The 15032-nt window shown below is 59.4% G+C and carries 17 protein-coding genes and 1 pseudogene; 3 read left to right on the top strand and 15 right to left on the bottom strand.

Annotated elements, in window-relative coordinates; translation table 11 throughout:
* Nucleotides 1–47: 47 nt before the first annotated feature.
* The 4 genes from MUN81_RS19850 to MUN81_RS19835 form a co-directional block, all read right to left on the bottom strand.
* Entirely contained in the window at nt 48–662 is a 615-nt protein-coding gene (locus MUN81_RS19850; RefSeq protein ID WP_245113691.1) for a superoxide dismutase, read from the bottom strand.
* 104 nt (nt 663–766) lie between these two features.
* Complete coding sequence (locus tag MUN81_RS19845; protein WP_245113689.1) at nt 767–1198, bottom strand: nucleoside deaminase; 432 nt, start codon at nt 1196–1198, stop codon at nt 767–769.
* 71 nt (nt 1199–1269) lie between these two features.
* Nucleotides 1270–1821, bottom strand: coding sequence for a hypothetical protein (locus MUN81_RS19840; protein ID WP_245113688.1), 552 nt, complete (start codon nt 1819–1821; stop codon nt 1270–1272).
* A 73-nt stretch (nt 1822–1894) separates the two neighbouring features.
* Nucleotides 1895–2335 (bottom strand): hypothetical protein, encoded by a 441-nt coding sequence (locus tag MUN81_RS19835; RefSeq protein ID WP_245113686.1) that lies wholly within the window; start codon nt 2333–2335, stop codon nt 1895–1897.
* A gap of 236 nt (nt 2336–2571) precedes the next feature.
* Here MUN81_RS19835 and aspS point away from each other — a divergent pair, with 236 nt between their 5' ends.
* The 3 genes from aspS to MUN81_RS19820 all read left to right on the top strand — a co-directional run bounded on the left by aspS (nt 2572) and on the right by MUN81_RS19820 (nt 5150).
* Entirely contained in the window at nt 2572–4335 is a 1764-nt protein-coding gene (gene aspS / locus MUN81_RS19830; protein WP_245113684.1) for an aspartate--tRNA ligase, read from the top strand.
* A 25-nt stretch (nt 4336–4360) separates the two neighbouring features.
* Entirely contained in the window at nt 4361–4753 is a 393-nt protein-coding gene (locus MUN81_RS19825) for a hypothetical protein (RefSeq protein WP_245113683.1), read from the top strand.
* Between the two features lie 208 nt (nt 4754–4961).
* A complete protein-coding gene (locus tag MUN81_RS19820) occupies nt 4962–5150 on the top strand; it encodes a hypothetical protein (RefSeq protein WP_245113681.1) in 189 nt (62 codons plus the stop codon).
* Between the two features lie 154 nt (nt 5151–5304).
* Here MUN81_RS19820 and MUN81_RS19815 read toward each other — a convergent pair whose 3' ends face one another.
* From MUN81_RS19815 to MUN81_RS19765, 11 genes and pseudogenes are all read right to left on the bottom strand, one after another.
* The gene (locus MUN81_RS19815; RefSeq protein WP_245113680.1) at nt 5305–6285 is read right to left on the bottom strand and encodes a phytanoyl-CoA dioxygenase family protein; all 981 of its coding nucleotides are present in this window, start codon (nt 6283–6285) and stop codon (nt 5305–5307) included.
* 187 nt (nt 6286–6472) lie between these two features.
* Nucleotides 6473–6982, bottom strand: coding sequence for an NADH-quinone oxidoreductase subunit J (locus MUN81_RS19810; RefSeq protein ID WP_245113678.1), 510 nt, complete (start codon nt 6980–6982; stop codon nt 6473–6475).
* 130 nt (nt 6983–7112) lie between these two features.
* Nucleotides 7113–7697, bottom strand: a complete 585-nt coding sequence (locus tag MUN81_RS19805) for an NADH-quinone oxidoreductase subunit I (RefSeq protein ID WP_245113676.1) — start codon at nt 7695–7697, stop codon at nt 7113–7115.
* Between the two features lie 5 nt (nt 7698–7702).
* Nucleotides 7703–8782, bottom strand: a complete 1080-nt coding sequence (gene nuoH / locus MUN81_RS19800; protein ID WP_196295591.1) for an NADH-quinone oxidoreductase subunit NuoH — start codon at nt 8780–8782, stop codon at nt 7703–7705.
* 104 nt (nt 8783–8886) lie between these two features.
* Nucleotides 8887–9903 (bottom strand): 2Fe-2S iron-sulfur cluster-binding protein, encoded by a 1017-nt coding sequence (locus MUN81_RS19795; RefSeq protein WP_245113675.1) that lies wholly within the window; start codon nt 9901–9903, stop codon nt 8887–8889.
* Between the two features lie 126 nt (nt 9904–10029).
* Entirely contained in the window at nt 10030–11370 is a 1341-nt protein-coding gene (gene nuoF, locus MUN81_RS19790; RefSeq protein ID WP_245113674.1) for an NADH-quinone oxidoreductase subunit NuoF, read from the bottom strand.
* Nucleotides 11371–11401: 31 nt separating this feature from the next.
* The gene (locus MUN81_RS19785) at nt 11402–11974 is read right to left on the bottom strand and encodes an NAD(P)H-dependent oxidoreductase subunit E (RefSeq protein ID WP_245113673.1); all 573 of its coding nucleotides are present in this window, start codon (nt 11972–11974) and stop codon (nt 11402–11404) included.
* Nucleotides 11975–11995: 21 nt separating this feature from the next.
* Entirely contained in the window at nt 11996–13183 is a 1188-nt protein-coding gene (locus tag MUN81_RS19780; protein WP_046244293.1) for an NADH dehydrogenase (quinone) subunit D, read from the bottom strand.
* 93 nt (nt 13184–13276) lie between these two features.
* The gene (locus MUN81_RS19775; protein WP_245113671.1) at nt 13277–13837 is read right to left on the bottom strand and encodes an NADH-quinone oxidoreductase subunit C; all 561 of its coding nucleotides are present in this window, start codon (nt 13835–13837) and stop codon (nt 13277–13279) included.
* A gap of 71 nt (nt 13838–13908) precedes the next feature.
* A pseudogene (locus MUN81_RS19770) lies at nt 13909–14462 on the bottom strand (NADH-quinone oxidoreductase subunit B).
* 75 nt (nt 14463–14537) lie between these two features.
* The gene (locus MUN81_RS19765) at nt 14538–14930 is read right to left on the bottom strand and encodes an NADH-quinone oxidoreductase subunit A (RefSeq protein WP_245113669.1); all 393 of its coding nucleotides are present in this window, start codon (nt 14928–14930) and stop codon (nt 14538–14540) included.
* Nucleotides 14931–15032: the final 102 nt, after the last annotated feature.

Genomic DNA, 15032 nt, shown 5'->3' with positions numbered 1-15032 from the left:
CTTTAAAAAATACTTTCGCGTCAGTTAAATCAGCGAAAACTGGAAAACTACGCGGGCGTGGCTTCGGCGAAGCGGCGGTTCACTTCGTCCCAGTTGATGAGGTTGAAGAAGGCGGCGATGTAGTCGGGGCGGCGGTTCTGGTACTTGAGGTAGTAGGCGTGCTCCCACACGTCGAGGCCCAGCACCGGAATGCCTTTGCAACCGGAGTCGGGCATCAGCGGGTTGTCCTGGTTGGGGGTGGAGCAGATTTGTACCGAGCCATCGGCCTGCTTGCACAGCCACGCCCAGCCCGAGCCGAAGCGCGTGGTGGCAGCCTTGGTGAATTCCTCCTTGAACTTGTCGTAGGTGCCGAAGGCCTTGGTGATGGCCTCGCCCACGGTGCCGGTGGGCTGCCCGCCGCCGTTGGGCGACAGGATGGTCCACCACAGCGAGTGGTTCCAGTGGCCGCCGCCGTTGTTGCGCACGGCCACGGGGGCCTTGGCAATGTTGTGCAGAATTTCCTCCAGGCTCTGGTTTTCCATCTCGGTGCCGGCAATGGCGGCGTTGAGGTTGGTCACGTAGGCCTGGTGGTGCTTGGTGTGGTGGATTTCCTGGGTCTGCGCGTCAAACGCGGGCTCGAGGGCGTCGTAGGAATACGGAAGTTTCGGAAGTTCGAATGCCATTGGTGAAAAGGGTTTGGGGGATAAGGGGATGAACGTGTCGAAGGTACTTAACCCGCGAAGGCGCCGCTAGGTTGCGGCGGGCTCCGCGCAGAATCAAAAATAGCCTATTTCCGCTTTAGGGCGAAAAATTCCTGCATCAGCGCCGCGCATTCGGCCGCCTGCACGCCGCCGCGCAGCTTGGTGCGCGGGTGCAGGAGCTGCCCGTGCCGCCGAAAACCCACCTTGGGCTCGTCGGCCCCGTACACCACGGCCTTGAGCTGGGCCCAGTAGCTGGCGCCGGCGCACATCACGCAGGGTTCGATGGTGACGTAGAGCGTGCAGTCGGCCAGGTACTTGTTTCCCAAGTGGTTGGCGGCGGCCGTGAGCGCCAGCATTTCGGCGTGGGCTGTTACGTCGCGCAGCTGCTCGGTTTGGTTGTAGCCGCGCCCAATGATTTGCTTCTCAAACACCACCACCGCACCAATGGGAATCTCGTCGGCTTCCAGGGCTTTTTCGGCCTCAGCCAGGGCCTGGAGCATGAAATAGTCGTCGGTCATGGGGAAGAAGTAGCGCGGACTTTCGGTCCGCGCGTGGTGAAAGCACTGCATTCGCGGACTCAAAGTCCGCGCTACTTCATCACAACGGCATTCATCACGGCCTGGGCGGTGGGCTGCCACTGCGCCTGCTCCTCGGCCGGGGCCACGAAGGTGAACACGTAGAGCTGCGTGCCCTGAATGGCGTACTGCACCGCCTGGTAGCGCTTGATGGGTGCCAGTTGGCTGCCCGTGCGCCGGGCATCGGTCACGGTCGACACGAATTCGAAGTAGATAAAGTCGCGGCCGTTCACGGTGCGAATGTCTTCTTTCAGGAAATCAACTTTCGTGTAAAGGCGCTGAATGCTGGACTTGTAAATCTTAATCAGCACGCCGTAGTCGAAGCTTTCGAAGGTGGTGGGGCGCACGGCCACGCTGTAATCCACGCGGCCGCTGGGGTTGGAAAACACGGCCAGCGGCTTACGCGGCGAGGGGTATTTCACGGCAATGCCGTCGTCGGGCAGCGGCGCGAAGCCCACGGGCACGCCCACGCTCAGACCCGAGCCCAGCTTGGTGGTGGTGAGTTTGACCGGCGGCGCAAAGGCCGTGAGGCCGAAAATCAGCAGAAAAAACGAGAAGAACTTCATGGCTAACGGCAACGATGCGGGGATAAAAGTAGTGCCCCGGCTGTTGGGCCGGGGCACGGTTAAGGCTCGGGGATTAGCGGCGCACGGCCGGGTACTTGATGCGGACTTTCTTCCAGTACACGTAGTTGCCGGTTTTGGCCTCTACGAGGTAGGTGCCGGCCGGAATCTTGCCCAGGTTCACGGGCGCGCCGGTGTTGTTCTGCGGGTCCAGCTCGGCCTGGTACATCACGCGGTTTTTATAGTCGGTCATCACCAGCGTGCCGGGCTTGGTGAATTGCTGCGTGAAGCTGAGCAGGATGTCGGTCGAGTTCGGCTTGGGAAACACGTCGATGCCCGAGAGCGTTTCGATGCGCTTGATGGGCCCGTCGAGCGTCACGGCGTCGGCCGTGCCCTTGGATTTGATGACGGTGCCGGAAGCGTCTGACTTGCTTTTGGTCTTGATTTTGGTCTGGGCCTGGGCCGAGCCGGCGGCCAGCAGCGCAGCGGCCAGGGCCAGAGAGGGGAGGAGTTTCATGGAAAACAGAAGGGAATGAAGAGACAAAGGAACGCAGCTACCGCCGGCCTTTGCATACTCCGTACCAAAGTTTGGGTTTTCGCCCCGCCCAGCCAATGGCTACCTTCGTGGCAGATTCAGTTGACCGTTGGCCGTGAACAGGTAACAGGGGAAGCGCCGGATAAACCACCGGACGAACCCTGAAACGCGCCGGCTACGGGTGGTTGACTGTTCACTGCTAACTGCTAATTGACAAGATGCTACGTACCCACACCTGCGGCGAACTCCGCGAAGAACACATTGGTCAAACCGTCAGCCTCTGCGGCTGGGTGCAGCGCACCCGCGACAAGGGCGCCATTCTCTGGATTGACCTGCGCGACCGGTACGGCCTCACCCAAATTGCCCTGGAAGAAGGCGTGGAAGCCGAAGCCGTGCGCGAAACCGCCCGCCAACTCGGCCGCGAGTTTGTGCTGTGCGTGACCGGCCGCGTGGCCGAGCGCTACTCCAAGAACGACAAAATCCCGACGGGCACCATCGAAATCCGGCCCGAAAAGCTGGAAATTCTCAACCCCGCCAAGCTGCCGCCCTTCCTCATCGAAGACGAAACCGACGGCGGCGACGACCTGCGGATGAAGTACCGCTACCTCGACCTGCGCCGCACCCCCGTGCGCAACAACCTGATGCTGCGCCACAAAATGGCCCAGGCCGTGCGCCGCTACCTCGACGGCCAGGACTTCATCGAAGTGGAAACCCCCGTGCTCATCAAGAGCACGCCCGAAGGCGCCCGCGACTTTGTGGTGCCCTCGCGCATGAACCCCGGCGAGTTTTACGCCCTGCCGCAGAGCCCCCAGACGTTCAAGCAGCTGCTCATGGTGTCGGGCTTCGACCGCTACTTCCAGATTGTGAAGTGCTTCCGCGACGAGGACCTGCGCGCCGACCGCCAGCCCGAATTCACGCAGATTGACTGCGAAATGGCCTTCGTGGAGCAGGAAGACATCCTCGACATGTTCGAGGGCCTGGTGCGCTACCTGTTCAAGGAAATCAAAAACCTCGATTTCCCCACCGTGCCCCGCATGACCTACGCCGACGCCATGCGCGACTACGGCAACGACAAGCCCGACACCCGCTTCGAGATGAAGTTCGTGAACCTCACCGAAACCGTGAAAGGGCAGAATTTCCCCGTCTTCGACAACGCCGAATTGGTGCTGGGCATCAACGCCGCCACCCTGGCCACCTATACCCGCAAGCAAATCGACGAGCTGACTGAGTGGGTGAAGCGCCCGCAAATCGGCGCCACCGGCCTCGTGTACGCCCGCGTAGAGGCCGACGGCCTGGTGAAATCCTCGGTTGATAAGTTCTACTCGCAAGAAGAGCTGCAGAAGTGGAAAGCCGCCTTCAACGCCAACCCCGGCGACCTCATTCTGCTGCTGGCCGGCTCCGAAGCCAAAACCCGCAAAGCCATGAGTGAGTTGCGCCTCGAAATGGGCCGCCGCCTGGGCCTGCGCGACCCCAATTCGTTCTCGCCGCTGTGGGTGATTGACTTCCCGCTGCTCGAATTCAGCGAGGAGGAAAACCGCCACTTCGCCATGCACCACCCCTTCACCTCGCCCAAACCCGAGGATATGGCCCTGCTCGACAACCCGGCCACCATCGGCCAGACGCGAGCCAACGCCTACGACCTCGTGATAAACGGCGTGGAAATCGGCGGCGGCTCTATCCGCATCCACGACCGCGCCGTGCAGGCCCGCATGTTCTCACTGCTCGGCTTCACGCCCGAGGAGGCCCAGGCCCAATTCGGCTTCCTGCTCGATGCCTTCGAATACGGCGCGCCGCCCCACGGCGGCCTCGCCTTCGGCTTCGACCGCCTCTGCAGCCTCTTCGGCGGCTCGGATTCCATCCGCGACTTTATCGCGTTTCCGAAGAATAATTCGGGTCGCGACGTGATGATTGACTCGCCCTCGCCGATTGCGGATGCGCAGTTGAAAGAATTGAGTATTAAGACGGACGTGGTGGGGAAGTAGCAAAGCATAACTTTAGATACTCGCTATGCGACTCGATTTAGAACAGCAGTTTATTAAACGGTTTGTGCTGAAAGCAAAGCAGGACCGGTATTTAAGATTTGTTGAAAATCCTAAGCGGCGAAGTTCATTTCTAAGCATGCTTTATCACGGTCAGGACCTGGATAGAAGCAAATTCCAGGACTTGCGCGGTGCTGGCACACACGAAATAAATGCCATTCTTGAGAAAGCGCATTCGCTAAAAAATGGCGATAAATGCTATTTTATTTCGGTCAATAAAGGGTTGGACGGCCAAGAAATGTCTTTGAATCAAGCCATCAAAGAAATAGTCAACCAAGAAGGCACTTTGCTCATTTTTGGAGATGGTGCAGGGGCTTATTGGGAAGGTGAACCTCCTTTTAACCGGTACTTGAGCTTGTGAGGCTATAAAACCTAAAAAACAGGAGCGGCGACTGATATTTCAGTCGCTGCTCCTGTTTTTTAGACGTGCAATAGAGTCCAGCTTTAATTGCTCACACCCCAAAATGTCCGGTTCAACGCGCAACGGCCCTGACTAAACGAAGAGGCAACCCCGGCCCTGAAGGCACCGAGTAGGTTTGTATCACTTAAACGCCTCACCGCTCGCACCCATGACTAAATTTTACCTCTTCGCCGCTGTTGTTCTGTTCTGGGTTACACTGAGCGCCTCCCTGATGCGAGTGCAGCTGGCTTCTTCGCCGGTGTATAAAATGCGCGTGCCCACTTACCGCTCCGCCTTGCTCCGCTCGACGATGGTTGCCCAAGCGCAAAGCGTGGCCAGCACTGCTTCCTACAACTAGCGTCTGCATAAAAACTTCTGCCGAATAGCGCAGGCCCAGCTAAAGAATTAGCGTCGCAACATATTCATCCGCTTATCCCTTATCACAATAGCTATAGGAAGAGCCGCACCCATTAGGTGCGGCTCTTTGCATGTATAGAGCAGCCAGCGGCTTGCTACCGCCAAGCTATGGTTTCCTTGAATTCGACCGGGTACATGTTCAGGTATTGCACGATGCGCGGGTAGGTGCCACGGTTGGGGCTGCTGCCGTGCGGCAGCGCGTGGTGCCAGATGACGAAATCGCCGGCTTCGGCCGCAATAGGCACGGCCTGGGCGTCGAGGTCGACGCGGCGCGGGTCGGTGCCGGGCGGCAGGGCAGCCAGCCAGCTTTCCAAATTGCGGTGGAAGCCCGGCACGCAGCAAAAGGCGCCCTGTTCGGCCGGCGTGTCGCAGAGATACAGCAGCCCCTGCGTGCCGAAGCGAAACGGCGGTTCCAGGCTCATGTCCCAGTGCAGGTGCGGGCCCGGGAAATGGTAGGACTCGGTTTCGGGCGGGTTGAAGCTGGTGCGGTCGGTGGTTTTCCACAGGTCTGCCGTATGCCAGAGTTGGGCAAACGCCTTCTCAATGCGCTTCGATTGCCGGTTGGCCAGCAGCGTAGGGTGGTGGTAAAACTCCATCATAATGCCCTTGCCGATGGGTTTCTGGTACCAAGTGGTGGGGTCGCTCGGGTCCATGCCGAGGGCTTCCCACACAGCCCGCTCGGTGGCCCGCGCCTGCTCTTTCGGCACTGCGCCGCGCACCACCACATAGCCGTGCTCGTCCCAGAAGGCCAGGTCTTCGGCGCTCAGCACGTCGGGTTCCGCCTCCACTGCGCGCAGGCGCTGCTGCAGCCCGTCCGGGTACGGCCGGCCCGTAAACAGGCTGTTGAGCCGCGCTACCTGCATGGGGTCGAGGTGGCCTCCGTTCTTGGCCAATACCCAAGCCTCAAACTCGGCAAACGTGGGCGCCGAACGAATCAAGTACTGCAACGTTTCTTCAATGGGCAGTCCCAGGCCGTTCAGCAGCAGATTGTCGAACCGCCAGCTTTGTTCGGTTGGCGCCTTACACGCGCCATTGCGCGTCGCCAGTGCTTGCGACCAATAGCGTTTCAGATACATGACGCCAAGGCCCCCCAGCTCTTCAGCGCGGGGCAATGAGTCGGAAGCTTTTTTCCTGAGCAGGTTCTTGAAAAGCATTGGGCGTTAAGGGTAAATGATACCAATGGGTGGCAGCAAGTTACATAAAGCCACAAAAAAAGCGGCAGCTGGAACTCAGCTGCCGCTCTACTTCAAAGAGTCCTGGCGTTTAGAAATTCCGCTCGCCCGTTTCGCGCTTGCCCAGCATCACCGAGCCCACCATGGCCGCCAGCAGCAGGATGGAAGCCAGCTCAAACGGCAGTGCGTACTGCTGAAACAGCACCAAACCCAACCGGTCCACCATGCCAATCTGCGAGTCGAAGCTAGTCGGGTCGTAACCCGCAGGGTTCACGTTGCGCAGGGCCGCTACCAGAATCAGCAGCAACGAGCCGCCGGCAATGGTGGCCGCAATTTTAGCCAGGGCGGGCTTATGGGGCTCCGTGTCCTCGTTCAGGTTCAGGAACATAATCACGAACAGGAACAGCACCATGATGGCGCCGGCGTACACAATGATGTTCACCGCGGCCAGAAACTGCGCGTTCAGCAACAGGTAGTGACCGGAGAGCGTGAAGAACGTGAGGATGAGGAACAGGACGCTGTGCACTGGGTTTTTGGCCAGCACCACGCCCAGTGCACTCAGCAGGGCCACGAACGAGAGAAAGAGGAAGAGAGGGGACATAACAACGGGTTAGAGCACCACGCCAAAACAACGTCATGCAGAGCGCAGCGAAGCATCTCGCGTGCAATGGTAACTCAATTTGTTCAGCAAAGCGAGCGAGATGCTTCGCTGCGCTCTGCATGACAGCTCTTTAAACCGTCTGCATTTGAGCCCGCAGCTTGTCGGCCTGCTCCGGCGTGAGCTGGATGCCGCGTTTCGAGCGGTTGTCCGGCGTCACGGGCTCCACCAGCCGGTCTTTGCCATAAATGAACTCGTCGCGTTCGAAGCGCGGCGGGGCCATTTTGTCGGCTTGCAGGTACACGGCGGCTTTCGGGCAGGCTTCTTCGCACAGGCCGCAGAAGATGCAACGCAGCATGTTGATTTCGTAGCTCACGGCGTACTTCTCCTCGCGGTAGAGGTTTTCCTCGCCCTTCTTGCGCTCGCCGGCCACCATCGTAATGGCTTCGGCGGGGCAGGCCACGGCGCAGAGACCGCAGGCGGTGCAGCGCTCCCGGCCGGCTTCGTCGCGCTTGAGCACGTGCAGGCCGCGGAACACGGGGGAGAAGGGGCGGGTCTCGTCGGGGTAGCGGACGGTAACCTGCTTCTTGGTCGCGGCCCGGAAAAAGTGCCGCATCGTGATGGTCAGGCCCTGAAAAATGGCCGGCAGGTAGGCCCGCTCGGCAAAAGTCATGGGCTTCTTTTCGAGAACTTTGGCGCGTTTGCTTAAGGATTCCATGGTCGTTATTTAATCACGCCGAACGTAATCAGGCCGCCCGTCAGCATGATGTTGAAGATGGCCAGGGGGATGAGGATGGTCCAGCCCAGGCGCATCAATTGGTCGTAGCGGAAGCGCGGCAGGGTCCAGCGCACCCACATGAAGAAGAAGATGAAGCCGAAAATTTTGGCAAACAAGCCCACCAAGCCGAGGATGGTGATGATGTTTTGGGCCGTCACCAATTCCAGGCCGCGGCTCGACACCAGCCAATCACGCAACTCATATTGGAAGGGGAAATTGAAGCCGCCGAAATACAGCACGCTCATCACGGCCGACGCCACGAATACGTTGATGTACTCCGCAAACAGGTACAAGCCCATTTTCATGGAGCTGTACTCGGTGTGGTAGCCGCCAATCAGCTCAGTCTCGCACTCCGGCAAGTCGAAGGGCGTCCGGTTCGTCTCGGCGAAAGCACACACGATGAAGATGATGAAGCCCAGCGGCTGCTTGGCAATGTTCCAGAAGTGCCACTCGCCGGCCACCGACTGCTGCAGCGTGATTTCGCGCAGCGACAAGGTGCCCGACATCATCAGCACGGCAATTAGGGCGAGGCCCATGGCGATTTCGTAGCTGATGTTTTGCGAGGCAGCGCGGATGGCGCCGAGCAGCGAGAACTTGTTGTTCGAAGCCCATCCACCAATCATGATGCCGTATACGCCCAGCGACACCATGCCGAACACGTAGAGCATGCCAACATTGATTTCAATGCCTTGCAGGTGAATAATGGTATCACCGAACTGCAGGAAGTTGCCGAATGGAATAACCGCCGACGACATCAGGGCCGTGACCATGGCCAGGCAGGGGCCAAATACGAACAGCGCGCGGTTGGCACCGGCCGGGAAGAACTCCTCTTTGGTGAAGAGCTTCACGGCATCGGCCAGCGGCTGCAGCAGGCCGAAGGGGCCGGCGCGGTCCGGGCCCACCCGGTCCTGCAGAAACGCGGCAATCACGCGCTCGGCATAAGTAGAATACGTGGCAATCAGCAGCGAAACGCCGAAAACTACCAGAACGACGAGGCCTTGCCAGCCCAGAGCGGGAAGAGTCATGTGTTGATGTGTTGATTTTTTGATGTGCTAATGTGCTGTTCTTCACTTGAGTTTTGTGATGTGGCCAGCACATCAGCAAATCATTCAATCAGCACATCAATCAATTAGCCATTAATCCCGCCCAAGCGGAGGGGCGGGTTGCGTTCCAGTTCGCGGGTGGTGCTTTCCGGCAAGTCGGCCAACACCTGGGGGTTGATAACCGGCAGCTCGTAGTGGTTGGCCGAGATAACCGAGGCGCGGTTGATGTGCGCCGGGCCTTCGAGCACCCAGTCCGAGGTTTCCTTTTTATCGAAGCGGCAGGTGTTGCAAATCCACTCTTTCACTTCACCATATTGGTCTTTGCGGGCCGTTACGCGAAGCACATCCTTGCCTTTGTACCAAAGAGTTACCCGACCGCAGCACTTCTCGTTCTCGCAGTCGCGGTGAGCGTTCACGGGTTTCGTGAACCACACGCGCTGTTTGAAGCGGAAGGTCTTGTCGGTCAGCGCGCCCACCGGGCATACGTCGATGACGTTGCCGCTGAACTCGTTGTCGATGATGTTTTCGATGTAGGTGCCAATTTCTGAGGCATCACCGCGGCCCAGTACGCCGTGCACGCGCTCGGGAGTAAGCTGGTCGGCGGTGTACACGCAGCGGTAGCACAGAATGCAGCGCGTCATGTGCAGCTGGATGAGCGGGCCGATGTCGATTTTCTCGAAGGTGCGGCGCTCTTCCTCGTAGCGGGTGGTGCTCACGCCGTGCTCGAAGGCGAAATCCTGCAGGTCGCACTCGCCGGCCTGGTCGCACACCGGGCAGTCGAGCGGGTGGTTGATGAGCAGCATCTCCACGATGCCTTTGCGCACATCCAGCACCTGCTGGTTGATGGTATTTTCCACCACCATGCCGTCCTGCACCGTGGTAATGCACGAGGCCACCAGCTTGGGCATGGGCCGCGGGTCTTTCGCCGAGCCGGCCGAAACCTTGACGAGGCAGGCGCGGCACTTGCCGCCCGAGCCCTTTAGCGGGGTGTAGTAGCACATGGCGGGCGGCACCACGCTCCCGCCAATCTGGCGGGCCGCGTTCAGGATAGTGGTTCCGTCCGGAACCTCTACCTCAATGCCGTCGAAGGTTATTTTAGCCATTGGATGTTTTTGTCATGCTGAGCTTGCGAAGCATCTTATCACGTTCGCAGTGCTCGGTTAATATCAGGTTCTGATGAAGGTAGCCGTGATAAGTTGCTTCCTTCGTCAGCATGACAGAAGTTGAAATTACGCCAGAACCGGGGCATTGCGGTAAGCCGCGCCGGGCATTGTGGCCTCCTTGGGATTGGTCACGTGCCACTCAAACTCGTGGCGGAAATGACGCACGGCCGCAGCTACCGGCCAGGCGGCCGCTTCGCCCAGCGGGCAAATGGTATTGCCTTCAATCTGCTTGGCTACGCTCACCAGTAGGTCGATGTCGTGCATCGAGCCGTGGCCGTGCTCCAAGCGGTGCAACACTTTCTCCATCCAGCCGGTGCCCTCGCGGCAGGGCGAGCACTGCCCACACGACTCGTGGTGGTAGAAACGGCTGAAGTTCCAGGTATTCTTCACGATGCACGTGGTTTCGTCCATCGCAATGAAGCCGCCGGAGCCCAGCATGGTACCCGTGATGAAGCCGCCGTCGCTGAGCGACTCGTAAGTCATCAGGCGGTTTTCGCCGGCAGCGGTTTTTAGAATGAGCTCTTTGGGCAGAATCGGCACGGAAGAACCGCCAGCTACCACAGCTTTCAGGTCGCGCCCTTTCCAGATACCGCCGCAGTACTCATCGGAGTAGATGAATTCCTCCACCGGCACACCGAGCTCGATTTCGTAGATGCCGGGCTTATTCAGGTGGCCGCAAGCGGAAATCAGCTTGGTACCCGTGCTTTTGCCCACGCCCAGTTTGGCGTACTCGTCGCCGCCTTCGTTCACAATGGGAACGACTGCCGCGATGGTTTCTACGTTGTTCACCACCGTAGGGCGGGCGTAGAGGCCCTGCACGGCCGGGAACGGCGGCTTGTTGCGCGGGTTGCCGCGCTTGCCTTCCAGTGACTCCAGCAGCGCAGTTTCCTCGCCGCAGATGTAGGCGCCGGCGCCGGGGTGCACGTGCAAATCCAAGGAGTAACCCGAGCCGAGGATGTTCTCGCCCAGGAAACCAGCCGCGTAGGCTTCGGCAATGGCCTTTTCCAGAATGCGCAGCACGTACAACAACTCGCCGCGGATGTAGATGTAGCTGGTGCGTGCGCCTAGCGCGTAGCTGCCCGTAATCATGCCCTCGATGAGCAGGTGGGGCAGTTTCGACATCAGTTGACGGTCCTTGAAGGTGCCCGGCTCCGATTCGTCGGCGTTGCAGACAAGGTAGCGCGGCACGCCTTCGGGCTTGGCCAGGAAGCTCCATTTCATGCCCGTGGGGAAACCGGCGCCGCCGCGGCCACGCAGGCCCGACTTCTTCACTTCTTCCACCACTTCGTCGGGCGTCATGGTTTTGAGCGCCTTTTCCACGGAGCGGTAGCCGCCGTGCTTGCGGTACACCTCGAAGGTGTTGATGCCCTCGACGTTGATATGTTCAGTTAATAGCTTGCGGCCCATAGTGGTAAGCGTTGTGCTGATGGCCAGCCGATTAGTAGTTCTTCAAGGAGTTGGGCAGGCCTGTTTCCTCCCAGGGGAGGATAGGGCGGTGCACCAGGCTCTTCAGTTCGCTGAGCATGGCGTCCACCGCTTCCGGTGTGTCCAGCTGCTCGTAGTATTTCTCGCGCACTTGCACGATGGGAGCGAAGCCGCAGGCGGCCAGGCACTCCACTTCCTTCAGGGTGAAGGTACCGTCGGGCGAGGTGCCGCCGACCTTAGCGCCAGTGATGCGCTCCAAATGCTCGGTCAACTCATCAGAGCCGCGCAGCATACAGGGACCCGTGCGGCAGATTTCCAGCACGTGCTTGCCCACCGGCTTGAGGTTATACTGGGTGTAGAACGTGGCTACTTCGTACACTTCAATCGGCTTGATTTTCAGCGTTTCGGCCACCAGGTCTTGTACTTCGGGGCTTACCCAACCGCCGAACTCGGCCTGCGCAATGTGCAGAATCGGCAGCAGGGCCGACTTGCTCCGGTCTTCCGGATAGTGCGTGAGCAGGCGCTTGATTTCCGCCTGAGCGGCGGGAGAAAATTGCGGTTTGGTGGGCGCGGTGGTCGGCTCCATATCAGTCAGATTCACAGAAAACTAAGCGTCCAGCTCGCCAGCGATGACGTTCATGGACGAGAGAATGACAATGGCGTCCGAGAGTGTCGTGCCCACGGCCATTTCCGGGTAAGCTTGGTAATAGATGAAGCAGGGCCGGCGGAAGTGCAGACGGTAAGGCGTGCGGCCACCGTCCGAAATCAGGTAGAAGCCCAACTCGCCGTTGCCGCCTTCCACCGAGTGATATACCTCGCCCACCGGCGCGTCAATCTCGCCCATGATGATTTTGAAGTGGTAAATCAGGGCTTCCATGTTCTTGTACACTTCCTGCTTGGCGGGCAGGTAGTAGTGCGGCGCATCGGCGTGGTAGGGGCCTTCGGGCAGGTTTTCCAGCGCTTGCTTGATGATGCGCAGGCTCTGCCAGATTTCCTCGTTGCGGACGATGAAACGGTCGTACGTATCGCCGTTGGTGCCCACCGGAATGTCGAACTCGAAGTCTTCGTAAGAAGAATAGGGGTTCATGGCGCGCACGTCGTAATCAACGCCCGCGGCCCGCAAGTTGGGGCCGGTGAAGCCGTAGTTCAACGCTTTCTCCGCCGAAATGGGGCCCACGTTCACCACGCGGTCCATGAAAATGCGGTTGCGGTTGAACATCGATTCGAACTCCTTCATCACGGCCGGGAAGGTCTTCAACCAATCGCGCAGCTTTTGCAGCGCCACCGGCGAGAAATCCCGCTCCATGCCGCCCACGCGGCCCATGTTGGTGGTCAGCCGCGAGCCGCACACCTCCTCGTAGATTTCGTAAATCTTCTCACGCTCCTGGAACACGTACAGAAAGCCGGTGAAAGCCCCGGTGTCTACGCCCAGAATCGAGTTGCAAATGAGGTGGTCGGCAATGCGGGCCAACTCCATCATAATCACGCGCATGTACTGCGCCCGCTTGGGCACGGTCACGCCGAGCAGCTTCTCCACCGTCATGTGCCAGCCCATGTTATTGATGGGCGACGAACAGTAGTTCATCCGGTCGGTGAGCGGCGTGATTTGGTAGAACGGCCGGCGCTCCGCGATTTTCTCAAATGCGCGGTGGATGTAGCCGATGGTGGGCACGCCGGACACAATTCGCTCGCCATCCATTTGCAGGATGTTCTGGAAAATGCCGTGGGTGGCCGGGTGCGTGGGGCCCAGGTTCAGCGTCGTCAGCTCCTGGCTGAAGTCGTTGAGCAGGGGCATGAGCTGGCCGTGGCGCTGCGCGGCGGCCTCCTCGTGTATTTTATGGGTGCCTTCCAGCGTGTCGTTTACTGCCATGATAGTGTTATCAGGGGCCTAGCGGCCGAAAAACAGGTCGGTTTTGTCTTCGCGGGTACCGTCTTCCAGCGGGTATTCCTTCCGCATGGGGTGGTAGTCCATGTCCTCCACGTTGAGGATGCGAATGAGATTGGGGTGGCCGGTGAAGATGACGCCGTAGAAGTCGTAGGCCTCACGCTCCATCCAGTTGGCAGTGGCGTAGAGGTCGGTCAGGGTTGGCACCACCGGGTCGGCGATGGGGAAGAAGATTTTAATCCGCAGGCGAATGTTCTGCGTCAGGCTGTGCAGGTGGTAAATCATACCCAGCTCCTTGCCCTCGTTCTCGGGGTAGTTGATGCCGCACATAGTGGTCAGGAAATGAAGCTTGATTTCCTGGTCCTGCTGCAAGCCGGCCACGATGTCGTGGATGCGCTCCCGCGTGGTGGTCACCGTGAGCAGGCCGTGGGGCTCTTCCACATCCGTGAACGTGGCCTCGCCAAACAACTTGTGCAGCAAAGCCAACACCCGCGCATTCTGGACCTTAATCGGGTCTTCGGCAACTGGAGCTTCGGGAGCGGCGGCAGATTCCTGAGGATTCATTCGGGGGTGGTAAGGGCCGGTAGTCGGAGAAAAGGCGGCCTTTCCTCCGACTACCAACTGCCTGATGCAGATTACTTAATGTTGTACGACGCCAGCAGGGCCTGGTATTCGGGCGCGTTGCGGCGGCGGAAAGATTCGTTTTTGGCCAAGTCCTGCACGCGCATCAGGCCGTCGAGCACTTGCTCGGGGCGGGGCGGGCAGCCAGGCACGTACACGTCCACCGGGATAATGCGGTCGATGCCTTGCAGCACCGAGTACGAGTCGAAAATGCCACCCGAGCAGGCGCAGGCGCCCATGGCCAGCACCCAGCGGGGCTCGGCCATCTGCTCGTACACCTGCTTCACGATAGGAGCCATTTTCTTGGCAATGGTGCCCATCACCATCAGCAAGTCGGCCTGGCGGGGCGAGAAGCTGGGCCGCTCGGAGCCGAAGCGCGAGATGTCGTAGTGCGAGCCCATGGTGGCCATGAACTCGATGCCGCAGCAGGAGGTAGCGAAGGGCAAGGGCCAGAGCGAGTTGGCGCGGGCAATGCCCACCACTTTCTCCAGCGAGGTGGCAAAGAAGCCAGCGCCTTCGATGCCCTCGGGGCCTCAACCGTTTTAATTTCTGGAACGCGGGTATCCATAAGGAAGATAAGTCAGATTGGACGGCCTAATGGCCTAGTTGCCAACACCGGCAGCGCGGCAAAAGTTTGGGCGAATCAGGCTTCGTTCCAGCGCAGGATGCCCTTTTTGATGATGTAGAGGAAGCCCGCCAGCAGGAAGAACATGAACAGCACCATGGCAATGAAACCGTCATTGCCCAGGGCGCGGAAGTTCACTGCCCACGGGTACATGAAGATTACCTCGACGTCGAACAGCACGAACACAATAGCCGTGAGGAAGTATTTCACCGAAATCGGGGTGCGGGCGTTGCCCACCGACTCGATGCCGCACTCGAAGGCTTCGTTTTTTACTTTGCTGCTGCGCTTGGGGCCCACGAGGTGCGACACAATCATGGCGAACGCCACAAACGCCAACGCCAAACCGAATTGAATAAGAATGGGCAGGTAATCGGAGGGCTGATAATTGGCAGCCGGAAGTATCAAAAACATAGCGAAAAATGTAGAGGGTAGCAGCACCCGTGGGCGCTGAAGGGCAAAGGTAGCGCCCACGGGTTAGGGGCGCAATGTTAAAGGTGGAAGCGGCGGCAGGTG

It is taken from the genome of Hymenobacter sp. 5317J-9, from assembly GCF_022921075.1.
Lineage (GTDB): Bacteria > Bacteroidota > Bacteroidia > Cytophagales > Hymenobacteraceae > Hymenobacter.
This window is presented reverse-complemented; position numbering and strand designations above follow the sequence as displayed.

Coding starts and splice junctions, on each gene's coding strand:
- MUN81_RS19850 (WP_245113691.1), bottom strand. CDS start 662: ATGGCATTCGAACTTCCGAAACTTCCGTATTCCTACGACGCCCTCGAG.
- MUN81_RS19845 (WP_245113689.1), bottom strand. CDS start 1,198: ATGACCGACGACTATTTCATGCTCCAGGCCCTGGCTGAGGCCGAAAAA.
- MUN81_RS19840 (WP_245113688.1), bottom strand. CDS start 1,821: ATGAAGTTCTTCTCGTTTTTTCTGCTGATTTTCGGCCTCACGGCCTTT.
- MUN81_RS19835 (WP_245113686.1), bottom strand. CDS start 2,335: ATGAAACTCCTCCCCTCTCTGGCCCTGGCCGCTGCGCTGCTGGCCGCC.
- aspS (WP_245113684.1), top strand. CDS start 2,572: ATGCTACGTACCCACACCTGCGGCGAACTCCGCGAAGAACACATTGGT.
- MUN81_RS19825 (WP_245113683.1), top strand. CDS start 4,361: ATGCGACTCGATTTAGAACAGCAGTTTATTAAACGGTTTGTGCTGAAA.
- MUN81_RS19820 (WP_245113681.1), top strand. CDS start 4,962: ATGACTAAATTTTACCTCTTCGCCGCTGTTGTTCTGTTCTGGGTTACA.
- MUN81_RS19815 (WP_245113680.1), bottom strand. CDS start 6,285: ATGTATCTGAAACGCTATTGGTCGCAAGCACTGGCGACGCGCAATGGC.
- MUN81_RS19810 (WP_245113678.1), bottom strand. CDS start 6,982: ATGTCCCCTCTCTTCCTCTTTCTCTCGTTCGTGGCCCTGCTGAGTGCA.
- MUN81_RS19805 (WP_245113676.1), bottom strand. CDS start 7,697: ATGGAATCCTTAAGCAAACGCGCCAAAGTTCTCGAAAAGAAGCCCATG.
- nuoH (WP_196295591.1), bottom strand. CDS start 8,782: ATGACTCTTCCCGCTCTGGGCTGGCAAGGCCTCGTCGTTCTGGTAGTT.
- MUN81_RS19795 (WP_245113675.1), bottom strand. CDS start 9,903: ATGGCTAAAATAACCTTCGACGGCATTGAGGTAGAGGTTCCGGACGGA.
- nuoF (WP_245113674.1), bottom strand. CDS start 11,370: ATGGGCCGCAAGCTATTAACTGAACATATCAACGTCGAGGGCATCAAC.
- MUN81_RS19785 (WP_245113673.1), bottom strand. CDS start 11,974: ATGGAGCCGACCACCGCGCCCACCAAACCGCAATTTTCTCCCGCCGCT.
- MUN81_RS19780 (WP_046244293.1), bottom strand. CDS start 13,183: ATGCCCCTGCTCAACGACTTCAGCCAGGAGCTGACGACGCTGAACCTG.
- MUN81_RS19775 (WP_245113671.1), bottom strand. CDS start 13,837: ATGAATCCTCAGGAATCTGCCGCCGCTCCCGAAGCTCCAGTTGCCGAA.
- MUN81_RS19765 (WP_245113669.1), bottom strand. CDS start 14,930: ATGTTTTTGATACTTCCGGCTGCCAATTATCAGCCCTCCGATTACCTG.